Consider the following 19,649-nt stretch of genomic DNA (forward strand, 5'->3'; position numbering starts at 1 on the left):
GCCCATGCCTCTTCTCAGGCAAGTCCCGCCGGTACACTGGGGCGTGCTCCAACTAGCCGATCATCACGCCATTCTGGATACACAGCACCTCGCCCTCGTCGAGCGGCACCCAGCCCTCGTCTGAAAGCGGCACGCTGGCAACTAAGACAACATGCTGGTCTTCGCTGTCGAAATGCAATCCCGGAATATCATAGGCAGACTCCGGCGCGCATTGCCGGCACAGCCGATACAATCCGGGTGGCGCGACATTTCCCGAGGTGGGTTGTGTTCTCTTGTTGCCATGCGCAAAAAATGCATCGCCATCGGCGTAAAGGAAATTGGCCGGACCCAGCGGACTGATTTCAGCCGCGAATTGACTAACGATTTGATGGCGGTGGGTCAGCGACGGAACCCCTCTGGTACTGAGCCAAAGCTCAGATAAACGCTCAAGCAGGATGCAGAAGGCGTGCTCGGAATCGGTCTCTCCGACGGGTCGATAGCGCTGATATGACAGCGGCTTCGCCGTTTCGATGTCGTGCAGGTTGCCGTTATGCGCGAAGACATGCTTGCGCCCGCCAAGCTCCCGCATAAACGGGTGGGTGTTGATGAAAGATACGCTGGTCCCCGTCGCCGAGCGGATGTGCGAAAGAATGATTTTACTGTTGAGCTTTTGCCGGCCGATGAACTCCACCCATTCGCTGCCGGCGGCGGGCCCGGCCTCCTTGATGAGCCTGGCGTCGCGGTCTTCAAAATATGCGATGCCCCATCCGTCACGATGCGGCCCCGTGTCACCGCCATGCCTGGCGAACGTATCGAGGGAGAGTTTCGCGGTAACCGGAATATTGCTGGAAAGACCGAACAGTTCGCACATTTTATGAAGAAACCTTTTCAGCTATCGGCCTGGCAGCCGGCAATTGCAGCAGCGCAAAGGTGTTACCGCGTTTCAGCGGCGCCGGGTCGGGAATTTAATCGCTCGGTGTTGGCACCTTTGGCGCGTGTTGCAGGACGTCGACATAATGTTCACGGATCGCTCCGAGGTTGACCTGATTCAGAAAGGCCGAATAAGCGAGGTAGGACACAAGAAACCGTAGGTCCTTCACCCAAGGCGGCAGATAGCGGGGAAATTGGCAAAGCCCTTCCTGGACCAATATGCAGATCGCCGGCAGATCTTCGATGTTGAGTTTGCCGCAGAATAGCAAACGGATGCAGTCCAGCCGGTCGAGCTGCACGGCGACCCGCAAGAAATTATGAACGCGCAGAAGCCCTTCTAGATAGACCACATCCTTGGTAAACGGCGCACCGCCAGTGACCAATCCGCCGCGCACCACCCGGCGCGCATTTTCGAAGGATTGGCGCGTGCTGTCGGTGCGCTCGAAAAAGAATTTATAGATCTCGAGAAAATCGGCGCCGTCGATCGCCATTTGTATCGCGATGACACGGTCGGCCAAGCGGCGCATGCGGCTCGGGTCCATAGCGCCACTGATGATTTCGGCGAACACGGCGAGGCCTTCTTGCGTGCGTGTGGTGCCGGGATGCCCCGCCGCCAGCAGGGGCATTCGCTTCTGCTCATGGCCATTCAGGGTGGTCCCGATATGGACGAAGGCCTCGTGCTGAATCAGTTGCGCGCAGTCTCGGTCGGAAAACACCGCATCGCTGCGAAATCGGATATAGCGTCCTCCGGCGATGGCTTTCGCGGATAGATGATCCATGATCTCAAGGCGCGGCGCGGCAGCGCCAAAATGCGCGACGACTTGAGGGCGGATTTGTTCGACCAGTTCGGTTGCGCTGTATTCTATGGGCGATTCGTCGAGGTGGAGGTCCTGATGCTTGAAGCCGGCCAGCACACCGTCGAGCGCCTGGGCGAGATCGATGGGACGGGTAACTTTATCCACCATGGCCGCATTCGGCGCGCCGTACAGCTCGGCCGACAATTCGAAAAATTCTTTCGTTCCGACGGCACCGACCATATTTGCACCGGTATCGACCACATCGGCGACCCTCGATAGCCAGTGATGGACGGGCGAGGAACCATCGATCAAGGCGCGGGCGGCGCGAGTGCGCTCGTGTGTTTCATCGGGGCGAATCTGGGTATACGTTACCTGTGGCAGGGCGCATGCTCTTTTCGCCATGAACGCTTCGTAAGCGTCTTCAGGCCATGCCACGCTGCGCAACATGCGCACCGGGCGTTCAGCTTCGCGCAAGGCAGCGGCTGCTTCGATTATTCGATCGCGCTCTCGTGAGCTAAATTCGGCGGTGGCGTTCAAGAACCTGGCTCCTTATGGTTTATCGTTTGTCGATCCCGGTAGGCTTAGAGGATACATATTGACCGCAGGCGAAGCGGCCGGTCGAGAGAATTGTGGAGATTCGCGATGAAATTTCTTTCTGGCGCGGCACGCGACAAGGGATAGGAAAAACGTGACTCAGACATCACCAAACGCCGTGAATCTTCTCGGCGAATTCGAAAATGTAACGGAATATTGGTCACCGCAAATCGTCGGGCAGGTCAATGACCAGTACGTCAAGATAGCCAAAGCCAAAGGAGTGCTGGCGTGGCACAAGCATGATGAGGAGGACGAGCTTTTCTACATCTGCAAAGGCAGCCTCAAGATCGAGTACGAAGATTCGGAGGTTATCCTCAACGAAGGCGACTTCCATATCGTACCGAAAGGGAAAATGCATAATCCCGTGGCGGAATCGGAATGCTGGATCATGTTGATCGAAACGGTAACGGCAGCGCATACTGGCGATGTCGTGATAGAGCGGACCAAATCCATCGCGGCGCAGCGCAAGCGGCGCTAAACGACGAACCCCCTGGATGGGCGACCGCCTGATTCGGGGTCAAGAACAGACCCAAAGTGCCGGAAAGTTCGGCAATATGTCTATTTCAGCCCTTACAAATTGGAGAATTTAATGCCCGAATACATTCCCTCACCCATTGATTGGGTGCGCGAACAGATAAAACTTTATGAAAGCAGCGGCGGTACCGAAGGCACCACATTGAAGGATACAGGATTGCCCTGCATCGTCATCACGCATAAGGGCAATAAGACCGGTGGCGTGCGCAAAATCGCATTGATGACGGTTAAGGTTGGCGATGGCTATGTGCTGATTGGCTCGAACGGCGGCGCGCCTACGCATCCGGTGTGGATTTATAATTTTAGGGCCAATCCGGACGTGGAAATACGGGATAAGACCAAGGTCCAAAAGATGCGGCTTCGCGAGGTTCACGATGATCCGGAACGCGAGAAGTTATGGCAGGCCGGTGTGAAGGCATTCCCCCCCTACGAAGAATACAAAGCAAAAACGTCGCGTAAAATCGCGGTCTTTATTGCCGAACCAATTTGAGCTGACCGACTGCGGCAGCCGCACGCCCAAGATTGTGAGGCGTGCGGCTGTGACCGCATGGGTAAAGAGAATTCGGCGAAGGGAATTTGGTGATGGGTAGGCTCGAAGATCGGGTGATCATCGTAACCGGTGCGGGTGCCAGCGGTGAAGGCATCGGCAACGGCAAGGCATGTGCAATTCACTATGCCCGCGAGGGTGCACGGGTCGTCGCGGTCGACATCAATAAAAGCGCCGTGGAGGAGACGGCGAATATCATCACCGAGGAAGGCAATTCAGTTCTAACCATATTGTGCGATGTCACCGATAATAGCTCGGTATCGGCGATGGTTGCGGCCTGCCTAAAAATCTATGGCCGGATTGATGTTCTGCACAATAATGTTGGCATTCTGGATGTTAACGGGCCGGTATCACTGCCCGAAGCGATGTGGGACAAAATTATCGATACCAACGTCAAGAGCATGTTTCTCACGTGCAAACATGTCTTGCCGGTGATGGAAAAACAGGGCAAGGGCGCGATTGTGAACATCTCCTCGGTCGCGGGAATCCGTTATTGGGGAACGCCGGCAATCGCCTACGACACGTCGAAAGCAGCGATCCTGCAATTTACCCGCACCGTGGCGCTTGAATATGCCGCCAAGGGAATCCGCGCGAACTCAATTTTGCCCGGCGTTATCGATACGCCGTTGATCAACGCGTCGCTTGAGGAGATCAATGACCCGGCTGAAGTTGAACGTATCCGCCAAGAGCGCCATGCCATGATTCCGATCGGGCGCATGGGCGATCCGTTTGAGATTGCCAAGGCAGCGGCTTTTCTGGCCTCCGACGATGCAAGCTATATCACCGGGACGGAATTGATCGTAGATGGCGGGCTGACGAGCACCTGCATCCCTACTTGGTAGGGGCGGCGACGCGGGGCGACGCGGCGCGGCCGTTCAAGCTATTTGATTTGGCGTTGATCTGCGCCGGCGCTGGTGCAGGAATGCGGCGCCATTCTGCCGCCCGCCGGGGCTAGCAATGAAACTGGTCCACGGGCTCGCCTTCGATAATATACGCGGCGATATCTATGGTGGTCTCACAGCCGCCGTGGTCGCCCTGCCGCTGGCGTTGGCGTTTGGCGTTGCCTCCGGCGCCGGGCCAATGGCCGGGCTGTACGGCGCCATCATTGTCGGCTTTTTTGCCGCCCTTCTCGGCGGCACGCCAAGTCAAATTTCCGGCCCAACCGGGCCCATGACCGTGGTCATGGCGGTGATCTTCCTGCGCTATGCCGATCAGCCGGGCACCGCTTTTACGGTCGTGCTCATGGGCGGGCTATTGCAAATTCTTTTCGGTGCGCTTCGTGTCGGTCGCTATATCAACCTGGTACCGTTTCCGGTGGTATCCGGCTTCATGAGCGGCATCGGCTGTATCATTATCATCCTGCAATTGGCGCCGTTGATAGGGCAAAGCCATCCCGGCGCAAATGTTGTGCAAAGCCTGGGTGCCCTGCCCAGCGATATCGCCGCACTCAATTGGCAGGCCGCGTTGATCGCCTGCGTGACGCTGGGCATCGTCTATTTCACGCCACGGCCTATCCAGCGCCTCGTGCCGACTCCGCTGATTGCCCTGGTGATCGGCACCATCGTGGTGTGGCTGTTTCTTGCCGGTGTGCCGACCCTGGGTGAGATTCCAACCGGCCTGCCTGAACTGCAATTGCCGTCGCTCGATTGGCTGACGCTCAGCGACATGGTGGGCTCGGCCCTGATGCTGGCGCTGTTGGGATCGATCGACAGCCTGTTGACTTCTTTGGTTGCCGATAGCGTTACACGGAGCCAGCACAATTCAGACCGCGAACTTATCGGCCAAGGCATCGGCAATTTTCTCGCCGGCCTGTTTGGCGCCATTCCCGGTGCCGGCGCCACGATGCGCACGGTCGTCAATGTGCGCGCCGGCGGGCGCACACCGATTTCGGGCATGGTGCATTCGCTGGTGTTGCTCGCCGTGGTGTTGGGCGCCGGGCCAATTGCCTCGCATATGCCGCACGCTGTGCTGGCCGGCATTCTGGTCAAGGTTGGCATCGATATTATCGATTGGGGTTATCTCCGGCGCATCGCGCGAGCGCCGCGCGCCGGCATCGCCATCATGGGCGTGGTGCTGGGATTAACTGTGTTCGTCGATCTGATCATTGCGGTCGCGGTCGGCATCGTCTCGGCCAGCCTGTTGTTCGTCAAGCGCATGTCCGATTTGCAGTTGGAGAATGTGCACGAGGTTTCAGAAGACCGGCCGCTCACGCCTGAAGAGGCGGATATATTAGAGCGCCACGCAGACGACATCATAATCTACTACATTTCCGGGCCGATGAGTTTTGGCGCCGCCAAAGGCCTGACGCGGCGCGTCGCCGTCACCGGCGAATTCAAAGTGTTGGTGCTTGATCTCTCAGACGTGACGTTTATCGATACCAGCGCGTCGCTCGCCATCGAAGATGCCATGGCTAATGCTACGGAGTTGGGCCTGGACGCGCTCCTCGTCGGCCTACGCCCGCGCGTACGCAATACGCTGGAACGGCTCGGCGTCATCCACAACATTCCCGCGCATCATTGTTTAGAGACCCGCGCCGAGGCGCTGACCTACGCCGCGGAATTGCTCGCCAAGCGCGGCTAAGTCGGACGACTAATGGGCGGCTCGCTCAGCCGACCTTGCACATCATGCCGCCATCGATCGGCAGCACATGGCCGGTAATGTAACTGGCGCGATCGGAGCATAGCCAGACCACGGCCTCGGCCACTTCGTTTGCTTCGCCGACGCGGCCCATCGGCACGCCGAGCGCGGCTTTGTCGACATCGCCGCTCCAATCGCGCAGCATCATCGGCGTGCGGATCGGCCCCGGCGCGATGGCGTTGACGCGGATGTTCTTTTTCGCGAGTTCGAGCGCGGCGGTTTTTGTCAGGCCAGAAATGGCGTGCTTGGCCGCGATATAGGTCGAGCGCTCGGGGCCGGCATTCAGGCCCCAGACCGACGTGGCATTGACGATTGAACCGCCGCCGCCGGCGATCATTGCTGGGATCTCATGCTTCATGCAGGCGAGGATGCTGAACAAATTGACGTCATAGGCGGCTTTCACCTCCGCCAAATCGACGTCCTGAACGGGGCAGGCCGGGCTTTCGATGCCGGCATTGTTATAGGCGATGTCGAGGCGGCCATATTCATCGAGCGCACGCGCCACCATGCGCGCGATCGCGGCCTCATCAATCACATCGACCGTCTCAAAAACCGCGCGTCCGCCCAATTCGTGGATTTCCGCCACCATCGGATCGCCCTCCGAAGGCTCTCTGCCGGTGACCACCACCGCTGCGCCTTCGCGCGCCATGGCAAACGCCGCAGCCCGGCCGAGCCCTGCGGTGGCGCCCGTCACCACGCCAACTTTTCCCTGCAACATCATATCTTGCTTACCCTCTACCCGGTTGATGGCGCGCATCGAGCAGGCGCCGCCGACGATGATGCGAAATCATTTCGGTTATATCAATGACCTGGCGCTGGCTGGTTGCGGCGGTAGATAGCGCTGCCAACGGCTGGGCGGTGCGCTTTGCCGCCCAGCCGTTGGCATACTTGGGTTTAGAGGTTCAAGCCCGGTGCTAGCTCACATTGTCGCCGCGGCGGAAGGCTCGGATCACGTTGTCGCGCAGCACATGGCGAGCCATGTCTTCACCGAGCCGCTCGGCTAATTTCGCCTCGAAATAGCGGTGCACATAGGTGTTGTCGCGGTCGTACTGCCACACCGGCGGATTGACATAAACCGAGGCATCGGCCGAGACGATCACCTGGTCGGGATGGCCCTTGGTGATGTTCTCGATGCGCTCGAGCATTGAGGCATCGTCGGTCGGGCCGTTGAAAAACGGGTCGGTGTCGGCGCTGATCGCATCGAACTGCACGGTTGCGCCGCGACCGACCATCTTGAGATGGTCTTCATTGCTCGACGGCTGCGAATGGCCCCACACAAATCGATCCAGTTTGAAGCCCTCCGCTTCCAACGACGCGACAACTTCGTTGGCCACATTCGCATGCGGGCAATGCATCGAAATGGTGCAGCCGGTTTTCTTCGCCGCTATGGCAGCGGCCCGATGAAATGGAACCTCGGTTTCGACGACGGCATCCGAGGACACCGAGATCTTGATAAATCCGGCGCGAATATTGGTGCCGTCAATTCCCATCGTCAGCTCGCGCATGAAGTGCTCGGCGAGACGCGGGACCGAGAGATCAGCCATCGCCGGCGGCACCAGGCTTTTGTAGATGCCGGTCGGACAGACAATATTCATCCCGGTTTGGCGCGACACATGGCGCAGCAACAGGACGTTGCGCCCGACACCGAGGTTGGTCCACTCAATCATCAAATTGACGCCCTGGCCGCGCAGTTCCATGGCGCTGGTGACGCTGGCGCCGAGCGCTGCCGACCAATTAACGTCCATATATTCGGCAGCGTTTGGCCCGTGAAAATCGACGAACAGATGTTCATGCGCCATGGCTTTCTAGATGTCTGCGGCGCTGACCGGCCCGGTAACGGTCTGTAGGACGGCGTTCTCGATTGTGTCCGCCAACGCGAATTTCGAACTGCCGAGAGTTGTCAGGGCCATCGCGCCGAGCGCCGCGCCCGAGCCCAGTAGAAACGATCGCCGGCTTGCTAGGATATCCAGAGGATTGTTTGACATGATTGCTCCCGTAGTTGATTTTGTGAACCACTTGTGATCCAATGGAAAATTGATCTAATAATGGTACACTAATGGATCCAATGATCAAGGTGCAACTTGGCGTCCTAGAGCGCGCGGCGGAATCGATCAAGCGTGCGACAAGGCGCGCGATATGAACAAGCGCGAGCGATCACACGAGCTGTCCGGCGCGGTTCGTGCCTCGATAACCGATCGCATCGCATCGGGTGAATTGGCGCCGGGCGACCGGGTGCCGACGGAGCGCGCGCTCTCGGAAAAATATGAGATTGCCAGGAATACCGTGCGCACGGTGTTGCGCCAGCTTGAGCGCGACGGGCTGATCGTGCGCCATGTCGGCAGCGGTACGTTTGTTGCCGATAGGGAAGGCCAGGTGCGGTTGACGCCGGCCACGGGCATTGGTGACGCGTCGCCGTCCGATATCATGGAGGTTCGCTTGCTCGTCGAGCCGGGCATGGGCGAGCTTGCTGTCTTGCGCGCTACTCAATCGGATCTCGACACCCTACAAAAATGCCTGGAGCGCGGAGAGGCGGCGCGTTCGTGGCGTGAATTCGAGCGCTGGGACGCTGAATTTCATGAGGCATTGGCGCTGACGACGAAAAACCGCGCGGTGATCGATATTCTAAGTTCGATCAACCGGCTTCGATCCCTTTCGGCGTGGGGAGAGTTGAAGAAGAAGAGCCTCACTCCGGCGCGCCGGACAATTTACGAACGCCAGCACCGCGCGATTTTGACGGCGCTCTCCAAACGAGATTCTGCCGGTGCGCAGAAGACCATTCGCCAGCATCTGCTGTCCGTTCGACATAATCTCATCGGATATTAAGCGCTGCCGGCGATCGATCGACCGGCAATCGGGCCTCGCCTCATGTTTTGGCGGACTTCGCCAAGTTGATCTATCGGGGCGTTTACATCTTTTGAAAATGCGGCGGCGCTAATACTCAGAACTTGAACTCAATTACCGCAGCGCCGGCGCCATATGTGGGGCCGTAGCCGTGAATTTCGGCGTGGTTATAGCTGCCGCCGATCCCGCCCAGTACCCAGGCGAGATGTTTGAAGCCCATATCGACCTTCGCCGCCGCCGCATATTCGCCGCAGAGGTCCTCGACCTGCTGTGCTTCTCCCGCTGCCATCAAGTCGAGCATGCGGCGGTTCCATTTGTCATCTTCGGCACTGGCGATGCGGTCCGCGGCGATATCGATTTCTTCGCGGAATATCGTGCCTGACAAGCCGCCGACACCGACCACGGCATAGCGTTTGCCCTGTGCCTCCGCGGTTTCTGCAGCCATCGCGGCGATGGTTCGGGTCTTTTCAAAATCGTGATAGACGTTATTCGCGGCCAACACGAGCGGGCAGTTTGCGCCCGAATTCAAAAAACCGTTGGCGACAATCGTGCCCGTGTCGATCGGGAAAGCGTCGTAATCAACGCCCTTGGATTGGATGCCGCGTGCGTTGGCGGTTTCGATACAGGCATGCGCCAGTTTGGTATCGATTTTTAGATCATATTCAAGATCGCCATACTCGTACCAGTTTTCGTCAACATGGGTCCCGGACAATTGCGGTCGTGTTTGCCACAGTTCGTCCAGCACAGCGATCCATTGGGTCGAATAGAGCAAAATGACATCAGGCTTGGCCGCAGCCAAAGCGCGCGCGGCTATCTCGAAGCCGGTGGTAAGTTCCTTCCAGGCTGGATTGTCTTTGCGCAAATAGGGCAGGGGGGAGCCGGTCACCAAAAACGCTGCGGCCAATGTCATGGAATTTATCCTCGGTGCGTAACGTGTGAAGTTATTCGGCTGCGGCGCTTTGCAGCGGGCCAGGATTTTTTAAATCCCATTCCATCACCGCGTTGCCTGTGCCGATCACCGTGCCATAGCCGTGCAGCTTGCCGGGCATTTCCGGGTATCCCATGGCGGCGAACATCCAGGTGAACGCGCCGGATTTAACTTCGGCATGCGCCTCGTCGATGAATTGCGGCATGATTTTGAATGCTTCCTGGGTTTTGCCCTGGCGCAGCAGCTCGATGAAACGCATGTCCCAGCGATAGCCCTCATGGCTGAAGGGGTGCTCGCAGGACATATCCTCCGGCAGCGCTGGCTCTTCGGAGAAATGCAGATGGCTGAGCGTGTTGGACGCGAGCAACACGGCTTTTCGGCCGGTTTCTTCGATCGCTTCGCGGGTTGCTTTGCCCAGCAGGTCCATCTCCTCCAGGCCTTGCTCGGTGCTCAGGTAATAGGGCGAGTTGTTGGCCGAGATGCCGACCACCGGAATATCCCATTCAGGCCGGATCATGTGCAGGGTTGTGATTGTTCCGTAATCGACGCGGAACTTTGGGTTGCGCATCATTTTGGCGACCAGGCCTTTGGCCTGGGCTTTGGCGCAGCAAGCTTCGGCCAGCTCGACGTCGACGTTCAAACCAAACGAATAGCGAAAGAGGTTTGGGAAGATCGGGTCTACGGACTTGCCCGAAAGATTTGGCACGCCCAAAAAATGGTGGCCGAGTTGGGTCATCCAATGCGGCGAATGAACGAGCAGAACGTCTGGCTTCATTCGGTCCAGGCTTTCGCGGGCATGCTCATAGGCCCAACGAAGAGGCTCCCAGCCGCCCTCGGAATCGGGCTCGTTCTGAGACGGGTTATCGCCATAAACCAGATGCGGCGGATGCGGGGCCAAGAAGCCAGCTAAAATTTCACCGTTCGCCATGATTAACTCCTTCTACCGGACAAGCTGATTGCGACAGGTCATTAGATTAAATTCAAAGAGCGGTCTCATCGACTTAGGTTGGTACACTTCATTGTCGTCGTTAAAGTGAGTCTATATCAATTACACCTAGTCTATCGGCAGTGCACTGCCTCCGCCATCCCCTGCCAGGATCAAGAGGAACATCAGATATGGTTAAGCATCTCGTCTCGGTTGATCGTACCATTCCGTTGGCGGAGTGCCCCGCGGAAGGCCATAACCGTTGGCACCCCGACATCACACCGATGATTCATGTGAAGAGCGGCGACGAGGCGGAAATTCATACGCGTGACTCGTTTGACTGCCAAATTCACAAATCTATGTCGGGCGCGGATTTGGGTCAGGCCAGCATTGGCCGTGCGCATCCTTTGACCGGGCCGGTTTATGTCGAGGGAGCGGAGCTCGGCGATTTGCTGGCGGTCGATATCTTGGACGTCAAATCGCATGACGAAGGGTTCACGCTTATCGCGCCGGGGTTCGGCTTTTTGCGCGACCGCTTTACCAAACCGCATCTGATTCATTGGGAGATGCGGGATGGGTTTGCGACCTCGCCCGACCTGCCCGGTGTGCGCATTCCGGGCGCGCCGTTTTTTGGCGTGATGGGCTTGGCGCCGTCGCATGAATTGCTCGCCCGCATAAATGCGCGGGAGAAGAGCCTGCATGAGCGCGGCGGCGCGGTATTTCTGCCCGATGCCGACATGGCGGTGCCGGCTGATCCGGCAATCGCGGGTGAAGCCATGCGCACCATCGCGCCGCATGAAACCGGCGGTAATCTCGACATCAAACAATTCGTCAAAGGCACGACAGTCTATTTGCCGGTCTATCAGAAGGGCGCGTTGTTTTCAGTAGGCGACGCACATTTTGCCCAAGGTGACGGCGAATCTTGCGGCAGCGCGATCGAGACTTCGGCCATTCTGCATGCGCGCTTCCGCGTGCTGTCCGGCGTGGCGGCGCGGCGCGGCCAGACCGATGTTTCTTTCGGCAATGAAAACCCCGGGGGCGCGCCGCTCGATTGCTCGACCCGGTTCTACGCAACCACCGGCACCTGCCTGAAACGCGACGGCGAGAATCTGTCGGAAGACCTCACCTTGGCAACGCGCAACGCGCTCTTGAATATGGTGGATTACATCGGCGAGCGCTGCGGCTTCTCGCCGGAAAATTCGCTGGCCTTGGCGAGCGTCGCGGTAAATTTGCGCATCAGCCAAATTGTCGATGTCCCCAACCTGACGGTATCCGCCTTCTTGCCGCTTGAGATTTTCGACTAGCAAAGGAACGTCGCTGTGAAGATGCATATTCTCTCCGGCGGCCGCCTCAGGATGCAGAAGCTCGTCTATTTGCCTGGCTCGGCGCCCGAGGAAATGATCGAGCTGCCGGTTTCCTGTTTCCTGTTCATTCACCCACACGGCAATGTGCTGTTCGATACCGGCTGTCACCCGGAAATAGCCGTCAACCCGGAGGAGCGTTGGGGGCCGATGGCGCGCTTTGTAATTCCGGCGATGTCGGCTGATGACAACATCATCAGCCAGCTCGCGCGGGTGAATCTGGCGCCCGACGATATCGATATCGTGGTGAATTCGCATTTGCACTGCGACCATTGCGGCTGCAACGAGTTTTTCTCCAAGGCGACGATCTACTTACACCGCGATGAGCTAGCCTGTGCGCGCGATCCGGCGAGCGAGGGCCAAGGCTATTTCCAGGCCGAATGGGACCACCCGATGCCGATGATCGAATTCGACGGTGAAGTGGATATCTTCGATGATGGGCGCTTGGTATTGCTGCCGCTGCCTGGCCATTCGCCGGGGATGACCGGCCTGCTCGCCGCGCTGCCAAAGAGCGGCGCGCATCTGCTGGCTTCGGACGCGGTCGCGGTGCGCGAGAATTTACAGCCGGAAAACATGCCGCAAAATACCTGGAACCGCGACGTGCAAACTAAATCCATCGCCGAGATCACCCGCATCGAGAAATCGGGGGCGCAGGTTCTGTGCGGCCATGACTTGGCGGAGTGGTCGACCTTCAAGCAGGCGGAGGAAAGTTACGCCTAACGCGTCCGCCGCCCCGCCGCCATTGAGCAAAGGAAAAAACACCATGTCGAATATCGTAAATCATCAAATCAGACTGGCCGGCCGGCCGGTCGGCCTGCCCAAATCAAGCGATTGGCAGTTTACCGAGGCGGCGGTGCCTGACCTCGAGGCTGGCCAGGTATTGGTCAAGATTCACTACATCTCGGTTGATCCGGCGATGCGCGGCTGGATGAACGACCGCGAAACTTATGTGCCGGCGCTCAAGCTCGGCGAAGTGATGCGCGCGCTGACGGTTGGCGAGGTGATCGCCAGCGAGAATCCGGCCTTCGCCACCGGCGAGTTCGTCGTTGGTATCGACGGCGTGCAGGAATATGCGATCTCCGACGGCAGCGCATTGATGAAGGCCGACGCCAGCCTGGCGCCGCTGCCGGCTTATTTGAACAGCTTGGGGATCGCCGGGCTGACCGCCTATTGCGGCCTGATCGAGGTCGGCGCGCCGAAAGCGGGCGAGACGGTGGTCGTCTCCGGTGCTGCCGGATCGGTCGGCGCGCATGTCGGTCAGATCGCCAAGATCAAGGGCTGCCGCGCGGTCGGCATTGCCGGCGGGGCGCGCAAATGTGCGTTCCTCATCGACGAGCTCGGGTTCGATGCGGCGATCGACTATCAGAATGAGGATCTCAATGACGGCCTGGCGCGGAGCTGCCCTGACGGTATCGACGTGTTTTTCGATAATGTCGGGGGCGAATGTCTGGATGCGGCCCTGGCGCGCATCAACTTTCACGCCCACGTCGTGATCTGCGGCGCGATCTCTCAATATAACAATACGACGGCGATCGAAGGCCCGGCCAATTACCTCAATCTACTTATCCGCAGTGCTCGGCTGGAAGGCTTTATCTATTTCAACTGGCGCAACCAGTGGCCGGAGATGGTCGCTGAACTCGCCGGTTGGCTGAATGCCGGCAAGTTGAACTGCCCCGACGATATCGTCGAGGGCGGTGTGGCGGCCTTCCCTGAGACGCTGTTGCGGCTGTTTTCCGGCGACAATTTCGGAAAATTGATGATCAAGGTGGCCGCTTAAGGTTCTCTGCTGACGTCTTCGCCCCCAGGTACGAAGCAACCATAGTTCAGCGGCCGGCGATGGCGGCGCAATATTGGCGTAGGCGCCTCCCATAGCCTATCGTGCCAGTCAGGTATTAAACCGGGGAGAACAGCGAAGATGCGCTCGATCAAGGTAAGCAAGAGGATATCTGCCGCGCCGGCGGCGGTGTGGGCGGTTCTCGCGGACTATCCCAACATCGCGTCATGGAACTCGGGTGTCACCAAATCATTCTCGACCTCGGACAGCACCAGCGGCGTCGGCGCACAGCGGCACTGCGATTTGGCGCCGTTCGGCGCGCTCGAAGAAACCGTCAAAGAATGGGATGAGGCGAGCCGCCTGGTGATCAGCATTGATTCGGCGAAAAAATTGCCGATGGCGCATGGTCTCGCCACCTTCACCCTCACCCCGGCGGGCGAAGAAACCACCGTCACCATCGATTACGCCTACCAGCCGAAGTTCGGCTTTGTCGGGCAAATCCTGGGCAGCGTCGCCCTGGACGGCCAATTTACCAAGGGCTTCAACGCATTCCTCAAAGATCTCGACAAGGCCGCGCGGAAATAGCCTAGCCGTAGCCTCGGCCGCAATCGGTGCTTTCAGATGGCGACGGCCGGCGTCTGATCCTTAAGTCTTGGCGGATTCTGCCCAGCCTTTGTTGATCGGCTCGAAGAAATTGACATAGACGTTGACCGCCTGAAATTTCCACACGCCATCGACCTTGACGAACACATTGTCATAAGCGGCAACGAGTAGGTTTGAATCAAGAGCGCCGTCGCTATTCACGGTGGCGGTCTGAAACAGGCGCCAGGCGCCGCGCACGCGATCATCGGTCTCGAAGGTGATGATCGGGTTGGTGACGAAATGGGCGGCGAACACCAGTACGCCCGACAGGCTTTCGAAAAAATCCCAGATCGCTTGGCGTCCTTCATGGCGGCCGAAGGCGTCGGATTCCCAGGTGGCGTCCTCGACGAAAAAGGCGGTGATTTTATCGGGATCGTAGCCCTGGTCAGCGACCAGCAGATATTCCGCCATCAATTTGCAAATGTCGTTATGCGCCTCAAGCCGGGCGATGCGTTGTTCGAGGGTCTGGTCAGCCATGGCAAACTCCTTCTTCAATGGGCGGCGATGAATATCATGGATTTTACCGGCGGCGCTAGGCAGTATTCCGACCGCTTTTATGATGTGGTGCAAGCGGCGACAGAGGAGAAGAAAAAATGAGCGCGCGAGAATGGATGATGAGCGATCGCAACATGGCCGATCAGCCGATCGAGAGTTTTACTGAACTGAACGATGAAGAGCGCGCCAATCTGGCACTTCTGGCGCAGCAATGCCGCGGGTGGTCGAGCCAGAATATCGACGAGGTGGTCGCGCCGATGGCGGAAGACGGGGTGTATCACGACATCACCTTGCCGCCGGCGGAAGGCCATGCCGCGATTCGTGAATTCGGTGCCGGGTGGCTCGAAGCGGTGCCGGATCTCTCGCTTTATATCGAGACGTTCTGTGTGCAGGGCAACGTGGTGTGCGATATGGGGCGCATGAGCGGCACCATTTCCAAGGAATATTTCGGCTTGCCCAATACGGGGAAAAGGTTCGATTGCCAGTTTTCGCAAATTTGCTTCATCGAAAACCACAAGATTAGCTATCTGCGGGGGCTGTGGAACGCCGCCGATATGTACAATCAGGTCGGTTGGGATGTGGCCGGCTTGAAACGCTAGCTGTGCAGGGCGGTTTGGCGCTATGCTCGGCCTTGGCGACCGTCCTTCCCAAGGGTCACATTGACCGTTCTGGGCATTGGGCGTCTCGGAAACATACTGAAACGGTTGACTGGGACGCGCTATGAAATCGGTTGATATCGTTGCCCGCCGGAGCGGCGGGCTGTTCCTATCGCTACTGCTGATTTTTATCGCCGGCGCCAATTTCAGCTTTATCTTTTCAGTCAACAAGGTCGCGACCGAAGCCGGGGTTCCATTTTTCGCCTACGTCTTCTGGTACACGTTCGGCGCCGGCGCGGTGTTGTTTGTCGTTGCCGCAATTCGCCGCGAATTGCCGCGCGTTGATTTCATCCATTTAAGGGCTTACGGCGTGGCCGCGGCGCTCGGCATCGCCTTTCCATTCGCGCTGCTCGCCTTTGTCGCGCCCAAATTGCCGTCCGGCGTGGCGGTGCTGCTGGTTATTTTGACTCCGGCGTTTACCTATTTATTTTCACTGCTCGCCCGTCTCGAGCGCATCCACATCATGAGTGTCGCTGGGCTCGTGCTCGGCGTCGCCGGCGTGTTGTTTATCGTCATTCCGAGTGGCAGCCTGCCGGACGCCGACATGGCTGGCTGGTTCATCCTCGCCCTGCTGGCACCGATCTGTTTTGCCGGTCTCAATGTTTATGTCGAACTGGTGCGCCCGCCGGAAACGGCTTCGCTTTCGCTCGCGGTCGGCATTCTGTTGTCGAGCGCTTTGCTGCTGCTGCCCTTGATGCTGGCGACCGGTCAGCTTTATATTTTCCCCGGACCGGTGCAGGACGGCGACCTCGCGCTTCTGGGTGCGGTGGTGATCAACATCATCATGTGGCCGCTGTTCTTCGAAATCGTCAAACGTACCGGTGCTTTTTTGATGTCGATGATTAACGTCTTCGGCGTGGTGATCGGCATTTTGTGGAGCATTGTCCTTTTTGGAGAACGCCATAGCGGCTACGTCTGGCTTGCCGCCGCGCTGATGTTGCTGGGCCTCGGGCTAATTCTGGCGCGGCCCATTATGTCGAGTCGGGCGAAACGCGCCGCCGCCGACAAGGCTTAGAGCGTGCCGCCAAAATTCCTTTAAAATATAGCCTTGGTTTGCCAGGCGCGCTCCCGGGTGGAGAAGGGGAATTTTTGAAATGTTGTTCGATCTCACAGGAAAAGTGGCACTGATTACCGGAGCGAGCCGCGGCGTTGGCGCGGCGATTGCAGCGGGCCTTTCGCAGCACGGCGCGACCATTATCCTGAATGGCCGCAACCCGGAAACTCTGGAACAAACCGCCACAGAACTGCGCGCTATTGGTGGCCAGGTTCACACATCCGCCTTCGATGTGAGCGATGCCGAGGCGATCACAGCGGCGGTTGGCGAGATCGAGGCGACGATCGGGCCGGTCGATATATTGGTGAACAATGCCGGCGTTCAACACCGTCAATTGCTGAGCGAATTGCCCGAAGCCGATTGGCGGCGCGTGCTCGAAATCAATCTGACCGCACCGTTCTTGATGGCGCAATCGGTGGCGCGGGGCATGCTGCGGCGGAAGTCGGGAAAAATTATCAATATCTGCTCGTTGACCAGCGAAATTACCCGGCCCGGTATCGCGCCTTATACGGCGGCCAAAGGCGGCTTGAAGATGCTAACGAAATCTATGGCGGTGGAATGGGCAAAGGACAATGTGCAAGTCAACGCGATTGGTCCGGGCTTTTTGATGACGGAGATGAACAAGGTTCTGGCGGAGGACGAAAAGTTTAATGAATGGGTTTGCGGGCGGACACCGGCTGGGCGATGGGGCACACCGGAAGAAGTGGCGGGCGCCGCAGTCTTTCTCGCATCCGAGGCGTCAAATTACATTACCGGTCAAGTGATCTATGTCGATGGCGGCTTTCTCTCCACCATGTAAGTACAGGCGGTGGCGCGATATCTTAGGTCTTAACCGGCGAGCGGAATACGGACGATAAATTCCGTGCCCTGGCCCGCCACGCTCTTTACCTCAGCACTGCCGCCATGCACCTCGGCGGCACTTTTTACGGTCGACAGGCCCAACCCCGTGCCAGAGAACCCGACGGCGTTGCCGCCCCGGAAATATAGCTCGAAGATGTTATCGATCTCCGCCGGCTCGATGCCGATGCCTTGATCGGCAACGCGAAATTCAACCTGGTTTCCGCGGCGTGAAATTTTGATATCGATAGTGCTTCCGTGCGAAGAATATTTGATCGCGTTTGATATTAGATTGTTCAAGATATGGCGCAGCAGCTGCGCATCGAGCACCACCTGATCGAGATCGCCGCTAAAATTCAAATTTACCGTCTGCTCTGCATTGGTGCTGAGGCGCATTTGCTGCACCAGATCGCGGCAAAACGGGCCGAGGTCCATCACCGCCGGATTGCACTCCAGCTTGTTGGCGCCGATCTTGCTACCGACAAGAATTTTGTCGAGCACTTGGGTGATGGCCGATACTTGCTTCTTGATATTTTCCAAATTGTCCTTGAATTCATGCGGTTCCAAGCGCTCGGCATAGCGGTCCATGATATCGGCGGAGGCGTGAATCGTGGTCAGCGGCGTGCGGAAATCATGCGACACGGAGGCGACAAAGTTCGACCGGACCTTGCCCATCTCGCGCTCATTGTCGAGCGCCACCCGGGCGACCTCCTCGGACCGCCGGCGCTCGGCCAACTCAAGCTGGAGCTCTAAGTTTTCCTGATGTTTGCGCGCCGTCAGCCGGGTGCCGGCAACCACCGTGAACAAAACAACGGCGTACACCACCAGGAGAATGCCGATCGTGACGCCCAGAATTAACCAAACTAGATTGGAGATCGTGCTTTTGAGCGTGGTGACGTCGGAATAAATCTCTAGCACGCCGGACGCCGCCGGCGCGCCAGAGGTCGTGAAGATCGGGATGTAGCTCGAGACCAGGTCGCGATTAAAAATTGTTTCCTCGAATGCATTAAATTGGTCGCGAAAGGTCAGCGTGCTGGCGACCACATTGCCGATGGCCGATTGAAATCCCGCGTTGTCGCTTTTGTCCTCGCCGATCTGGCTGGGGTCTGAGGAATAAACCGTCATGCCGGAGCGGCTGTATATCTTAATATTGACGATTCGCGTTCCCTGCGTGGCGTCGGTAAAGGCAAGGTTGATGTGCCGTAGCGCGGGGAGTTGCTTTAACTCCGCTGCTGAGAGGTCCGGCGCTATATTCATAAGCTCGCCGACTTCCTCGCGTAGCATGTTCGACATGGCAAAGGTGAGCGCGACGTTGCTTTCTTCCGCCATGTTCTTGAGCCGTGCGATCGAAGCAGCCTGATTGACATAGGCCAGCGCGCCTGCGGCCACCAACAGGACAATGCCGCCGATAAGGGCGAAGCGAAGCGGTAGTGATAAATTGCGCAGCATAATTGACGCCCCGGCTATTTGCCGGCGGGCCGAATTCGGCTTTGCGGCTTAGATCGTTGAATTATTTTTTGTCATAGACTTTTCTGTGTCGCGGTCGGCCGCAGCGAATTGTATCTACGTCAGACAATCCGAATCCTATAGGAAGACGCCGATACTCTGAGTTGGAAGGGTTGTATGGGATAATAGCACCCGCCGCCGCGCCAAACGTAAACCTTGCTCCTCTTTTCGCAGAATATCCTGACGTTCGGCGGCAAGCACGGTGTACTCCGCTGAATCGCCGCGGCCCAGATAAAGCAAGAGGTTCGATTTAACGTCGATCTTCCCTTCGTTCCACTGCCCGGCTCTGACGTTACCGATCACCCGGCGGGTGCGTGTTGGCGGATCTTCTCCCCAGGCACTGTCGGTGCCGAGCCGGGCCACGCGGGCTTGGAGCGACGCAAAGGTTTCCTTCATATGCCATCCGTTTTCGACAACCGGATCTTCACCGCGCAGCCGGGTCACCAGGATTGGCATTTCATAGTGAATATCGGCAGTCAATAAATCGAGCCATTCGGTGACGCGGTTTTCGTCGAGGCACTCGGCTTCCTGCGCGAGAAATTGATAGCAGGCAAACCAGGCCGTTATGTCCTGCTCCTGTAAATTTGAATTTTTCATCATTCCCTTGTTCCT

At 58.0% G+C, this 19,649-nt stretch carries 22 protein-coding genes; 12 read left to right on the plus strand and 10 right to left on the minus strand.

The window, feature by feature from the left end; all coding sequences use genetic code 11:
* Nucleotides 1-52 precede the first annotated feature (52 nt).
* Nucleotides 53-850 carry a class II glutamine amidotransferase gene (locus O3A94_01080; GenBank protein MDA1354841.1) on the minus strand — a complete coding sequence of 266 codons (798 nt, stop codon included), beginning with the start codon at nt 848-850 and terminating at the stop codon, nt 53-55.
* Nucleotides 851-944: 94 nt separating this feature from the next.
* A complete protein-coding gene (locus O3A94_01085; GenBank protein ID MDA1354842.1) occupies nt 945-2,243 on the minus strand; it encodes a flavohemoglobin expression-modulating QEGLA motif protein in 1,299 nt (432 codons plus the stop codon).
* A 151-nt stretch (nt 2,244-2,394) separates the two neighbouring features.
* Here O3A94_01085 and O3A94_01090 point away from each other — a divergent pair, with 151 nt between their 5' ends.
* The 4 genes from O3A94_01090 (at nt 2,395) to O3A94_01105 (ending at nt 5,961) form a co-directional block, all read left to right on the plus strand.
* Nucleotides 2,395-2,778, plus strand: coding sequence for a cupin domain-containing protein (locus O3A94_01090; GenBank protein ID MDA1354843.1), 384 nt, complete (start codon nt 2,395-2,397; stop codon nt 2,776-2,778).
* Nucleotides 2,779-2,889: 111 nt separating this feature from the next.
* Nucleotides 2,890-3,324, plus strand: a complete 435-nt coding sequence (locus O3A94_01095; GenBank protein ID MDA1354844.1) for a nitroreductase family deazaflavin-dependent oxidoreductase — start codon at nt 2,890-2,892, stop codon at nt 3,322-3,324.
* Between the two features lie 92 nt (nt 3,325-3,416).
* Complete coding sequence (locus tag O3A94_01100) at nt 3,417-4,223, plus strand: SDR family NAD(P)-dependent oxidoreductase (GenBank protein ID MDA1354845.1); 807 nt, start codon at nt 3,417-3,419, stop codon at nt 4,221-4,223.
* A gap of 115 nt (nt 4,224-4,338) precedes the next feature.
* Nucleotides 4,339-5,961, plus strand: coding sequence for a SulP family inorganic anion transporter (locus O3A94_01105; GenBank protein MDA1354846.1), 1,623 nt, complete (start codon nt 4,339-4,341; stop codon nt 5,959-5,961).
* Nucleotides 5,962-5,986: 25 nt separating this feature from the next.
* On the opposite strand, the gene O3A94_01110 is transcribed toward O3A94_01105, so the two are convergent.
* The 3 genes from O3A94_01110 to O3A94_01120 form a co-directional block, all read right to left on the minus strand.
* Nucleotides 5,987-6,775, minus strand: coding sequence for a glucose 1-dehydrogenase (locus O3A94_01110; GenBank protein ID MDA1354847.1), 789 nt, complete (start codon nt 6,773-6,775; stop codon nt 5,987-5,989).
* Between the two features lie 157 nt (nt 6,776-6,932).
* Nucleotides 6,933-7,817: a hypothetical protein gene (locus O3A94_01115; protein MDA1354848.1), complete on the minus strand. Its 885-nt coding sequence runs from the start codon at nt 7,815-7,817 to the stop codon at nt 6,933-6,935.
* A gap of 6 nt (nt 7,818-7,823) precedes the next feature.
* Complete coding sequence (locus tag O3A94_01120) at nt 7,824-8,003, minus strand: twin-arginine translocation signal domain-containing protein (protein MDA1354849.1); 180 nt, start codon at nt 8,001-8,003, stop codon at nt 7,824-7,826.
* 151 nt (nt 8,004-8,154) lie between these two features.
* Between O3A94_01120 and O3A94_01125 the strand changes: the two genes are divergently transcribed.
* Nucleotides 8,155-8,841, plus strand: a complete 687-nt coding sequence (locus tag O3A94_01125) for a FadR/GntR family transcriptional regulator (GenBank protein MDA1354850.1) — start codon at nt 8,155-8,157, stop codon at nt 8,839-8,841.
* A 115-nt stretch (nt 8,842-8,956) separates the two neighbouring features.
* Here the strand turns inward: O3A94_01125 and O3A94_01130 are convergent, their stop codons facing one another.
* A complete protein-coding gene (locus tag O3A94_01130; protein MDA1354851.1) occupies nt 8,957-9,769 on the minus strand; it encodes a tRNA U-34 5-methylaminomethyl-2-thiouridine biosynthesis protein in 813 nt (270 codons plus the stop codon).
* Nucleotides 9,770-9,800: 31 nt separating this feature from the next.
* Entirely contained in the window at nt 9,801-10,715 is a 915-nt protein-coding gene (locus tag O3A94_01135; GenBank protein MDA1354852.1) for a tRNA U-34 5-methylaminomethyl-2-thiouridine biosynthesis protein, read from the minus strand.
* A gap of 188 nt (nt 10,716-10,903) precedes the next feature.
* On the opposite strand from O3A94_01135, the gene O3A94_01140 reads away from it, so the two are divergent.
* The 4 genes from O3A94_01140 (at nt 10,904) to O3A94_01155 (ending at nt 14,432) form a co-directional block, all read left to right on the plus strand.
* Nucleotides 10,904-12,016 carry an acetamidase/formamidase family protein gene (locus O3A94_01140; protein MDA1354853.1) on the plus strand — a complete coding sequence of 371 codons (1,113 nt, stop codon included), beginning with the start codon at nt 10,904-10,906 and terminating at the stop codon, nt 12,014-12,016.
* Between the two features lie 15 nt (nt 12,017-12,031).
* Nucleotides 12,032-12,793, plus strand: a complete 762-nt coding sequence (locus O3A94_01145; GenBank protein ID MDA1354854.1) for an N-acyl homoserine lactonase family protein — start codon at nt 12,032-12,034, stop codon at nt 12,791-12,793.
* Between the two features lie 43 nt (nt 12,794-12,836).
* The gene (locus O3A94_01150; GenBank protein MDA1354855.1) at nt 12,837-13,850 is read left to right on the plus strand and encodes an NADP-dependent oxidoreductase; all 1,014 of its coding nucleotides are present in this window, start codon (nt 12,837-12,839) and stop codon (nt 13,848-13,850) included.
* Nucleotides 13,851-13,988: 138 nt separating this feature from the next.
* Nucleotides 13,989-14,432: an SRPBCC family protein gene (locus O3A94_01155; GenBank protein MDA1354856.1), complete on the plus strand. Its 444-nt coding sequence runs from the start codon at nt 13,989-13,991 to the stop codon at nt 14,430-14,432.
* A gap of 60 nt (nt 14,433-14,492) precedes the next feature.
* Here the strand turns inward: O3A94_01155 and O3A94_01160 are convergent, their stop codons facing one another.
* Nucleotides 14,493-14,966: a nuclear transport factor 2 family protein gene (locus O3A94_01160; protein ID MDA1354857.1), complete on the minus strand. Its 474-nt coding sequence runs from the start codon at nt 14,964-14,966 to the stop codon at nt 14,493-14,495.
* Nucleotides 14,967-15,082: 116 nt separating this feature from the next.
* Between O3A94_01160 and O3A94_01165 the strand changes: the two genes are divergently transcribed.
* From O3A94_01165 to O3A94_01175, 3 genes are all read left to right on the plus strand, one after another.
* The gene (locus O3A94_01165; protein MDA1354858.1) at nt 15,083-15,583 is read left to right on the plus strand and encodes an ester cyclase; all 501 of its coding nucleotides are present in this window, start codon (nt 15,083-15,085) and stop codon (nt 15,581-15,583) included.
* 121 nt (nt 15,584-15,704) lie between these two features.
* Nucleotides 15,705-16,655 carry a DMT family transporter gene (locus O3A94_01170; GenBank protein ID MDA1354859.1) on the plus strand — a complete coding sequence of 317 codons (951 nt, stop codon included), beginning with the start codon at nt 15,705-15,707 and terminating at the stop codon, nt 16,653-16,655.
* A gap of 79 nt (nt 16,656-16,734) precedes the next feature.
* Entirely contained in the window at nt 16,735-17,493 is a 759-nt protein-coding gene (locus O3A94_01175; protein MDA1354860.1) for an SDR family oxidoreductase, read from the plus strand.
* 29 nt (nt 17,494-17,522) lie between these two features.
* Here O3A94_01175 and O3A94_01180 read toward each other — a convergent pair whose 3' ends face one another.
* Nucleotides 17,523-18,980 (minus strand): HAMP domain-containing sensor histidine kinase, encoded by a 1,458-nt coding sequence (locus O3A94_01180; protein MDA1354861.1) that lies wholly within the window; start codon nt 18,978-18,980, stop codon nt 17,523-17,525.
* Nucleotides 18,981-19,115: 135 nt separating this feature from the next.
* On the minus strand, nt 19,116-19,637 hold the full coding sequence (locus O3A94_01185) for an aromatic-ring-hydroxylating dioxygenase subunit beta (protein MDA1354862.1): 522 nt from the start codon (nt 19,635-19,637) through the stop codon (nt 19,116-19,118).
* Nucleotides 19,638-19,649: the final 12 nt, after the last annotated feature.

It is taken from the genome of Pseudomonadota bacterium (genome assembly GCA_027624955.1).
Taxonomy (GTDB): Bacteria; Pseudomonadota; Alphaproteobacteria; order UBA828; family UBA828; genus PTKB01.

Coding starts and splice junctions, on each gene's coding strand:
- O3A94_01170 (MDA1354859.1), top strand. CDS start 15,705: ATGAAATCGGTTGATATCGTTGCCCGCCGGAGCGGCGGGCTGTTCCTA.
- O3A94_01095 (MDA1354844.1), top strand. CDS start 2,890: ATGCCCGAATACATTCCCTCACCCATTGATTGGGTGCGCGAACAGATA.
- O3A94_01120 (MDA1354849.1), bottom strand. CDS start 8,003: ATGTCAAACAATCCTCTGGATATCCTAGCAAGCCGGCGATCGTTTCTA.
- O3A94_01155 (MDA1354856.1), top strand. CDS start 13,989: ATGCGCTCGATCAAGGTAAGCAAGAGGATATCTGCCGCGCCGGCGGCG.
- O3A94_01150 (MDA1354855.1), top strand. CDS start 12,837: ATGTCGAATATCGTAAATCATCAAATCAGACTGGCCGGCCGGCCGGTC.
- O3A94_01130 (MDA1354851.1), bottom strand. CDS start 9,769: ATGACATTGGCCGCAGCGTTTTTGGTGACCGGCTCCCCCCTGCCCTAT.
- O3A94_01175 (MDA1354860.1), top strand. CDS start 16,735: ATGTTGTTCGATCTCACAGGAAAAGTGGCACTGATTACCGGAGCGAGC.
- O3A94_01180 (MDA1354861.1), bottom strand. CDS start 18,980: ATGCTGCGCAATTTATCACTACCGCTTCGCTTCGCCCTTATCGGCGGC.
- O3A94_01140 (MDA1354853.1), top strand. CDS start 10,904: ATGGTTAAGCATCTCGTCTCGGTTGATCGTACCATTCCGTTGGCGGAG.
- O3A94_01100 (MDA1354845.1), top strand. CDS start 3,417: ATGGGTAGGCTCGAAGATCGGGTGATCATCGTAACCGGTGCGGGTGCC.
- O3A94_01165 (MDA1354858.1), top strand. CDS start 15,083: ATGAGCGCGCGAGAATGGATGATGAGCGATCGCAACATGGCCGATCAG.
- O3A94_01110 (MDA1354847.1), bottom strand. CDS start 6,775: ATGCGCGCCATCAACCGGGTAGAGGGTAAGCAAGATATGATGTTGCAG.
- O3A94_01105 (MDA1354846.1), top strand. CDS start 4,339: ATGAAACTGGTCCACGGGCTCGCCTTCGATAATATACGCGGCGATATC.
- O3A94_01080 (MDA1354841.1), bottom strand. CDS start 850: ATGTGCGAACTGTTCGGTCTTTCCAGCAATATTCCGGTTACCGCGAAA.
- O3A94_01115 (MDA1354848.1), bottom strand. CDS start 7,817: ATGGCGCATGAACATCTGTTCGTCGATTTTCACGGGCCAAACGCTGCC.
- O3A94_01160 (MDA1354857.1), bottom strand. CDS start 14,966: ATGGCTGACCAGACCCTCGAACAACGCATCGCCCGGCTTGAGGCGCAT.
- O3A94_01185 (MDA1354862.1), bottom strand. CDS start 19,637: ATGATGAAAAATTCAAATTTACAGGAGCAGGACATAACGGCCTGGTTT.
- O3A94_01135 (MDA1354852.1), bottom strand. CDS start 10,715: ATGGCGAACGGTGAAATTTTAGCTGGCTTCTTGGCCCCGCATCCGCCG.
- O3A94_01125 (MDA1354850.1), top strand. CDS start 8,155: ATGAACAAGCGCGAGCGATCACACGAGCTGTCCGGCGCGGTTCGTGCC.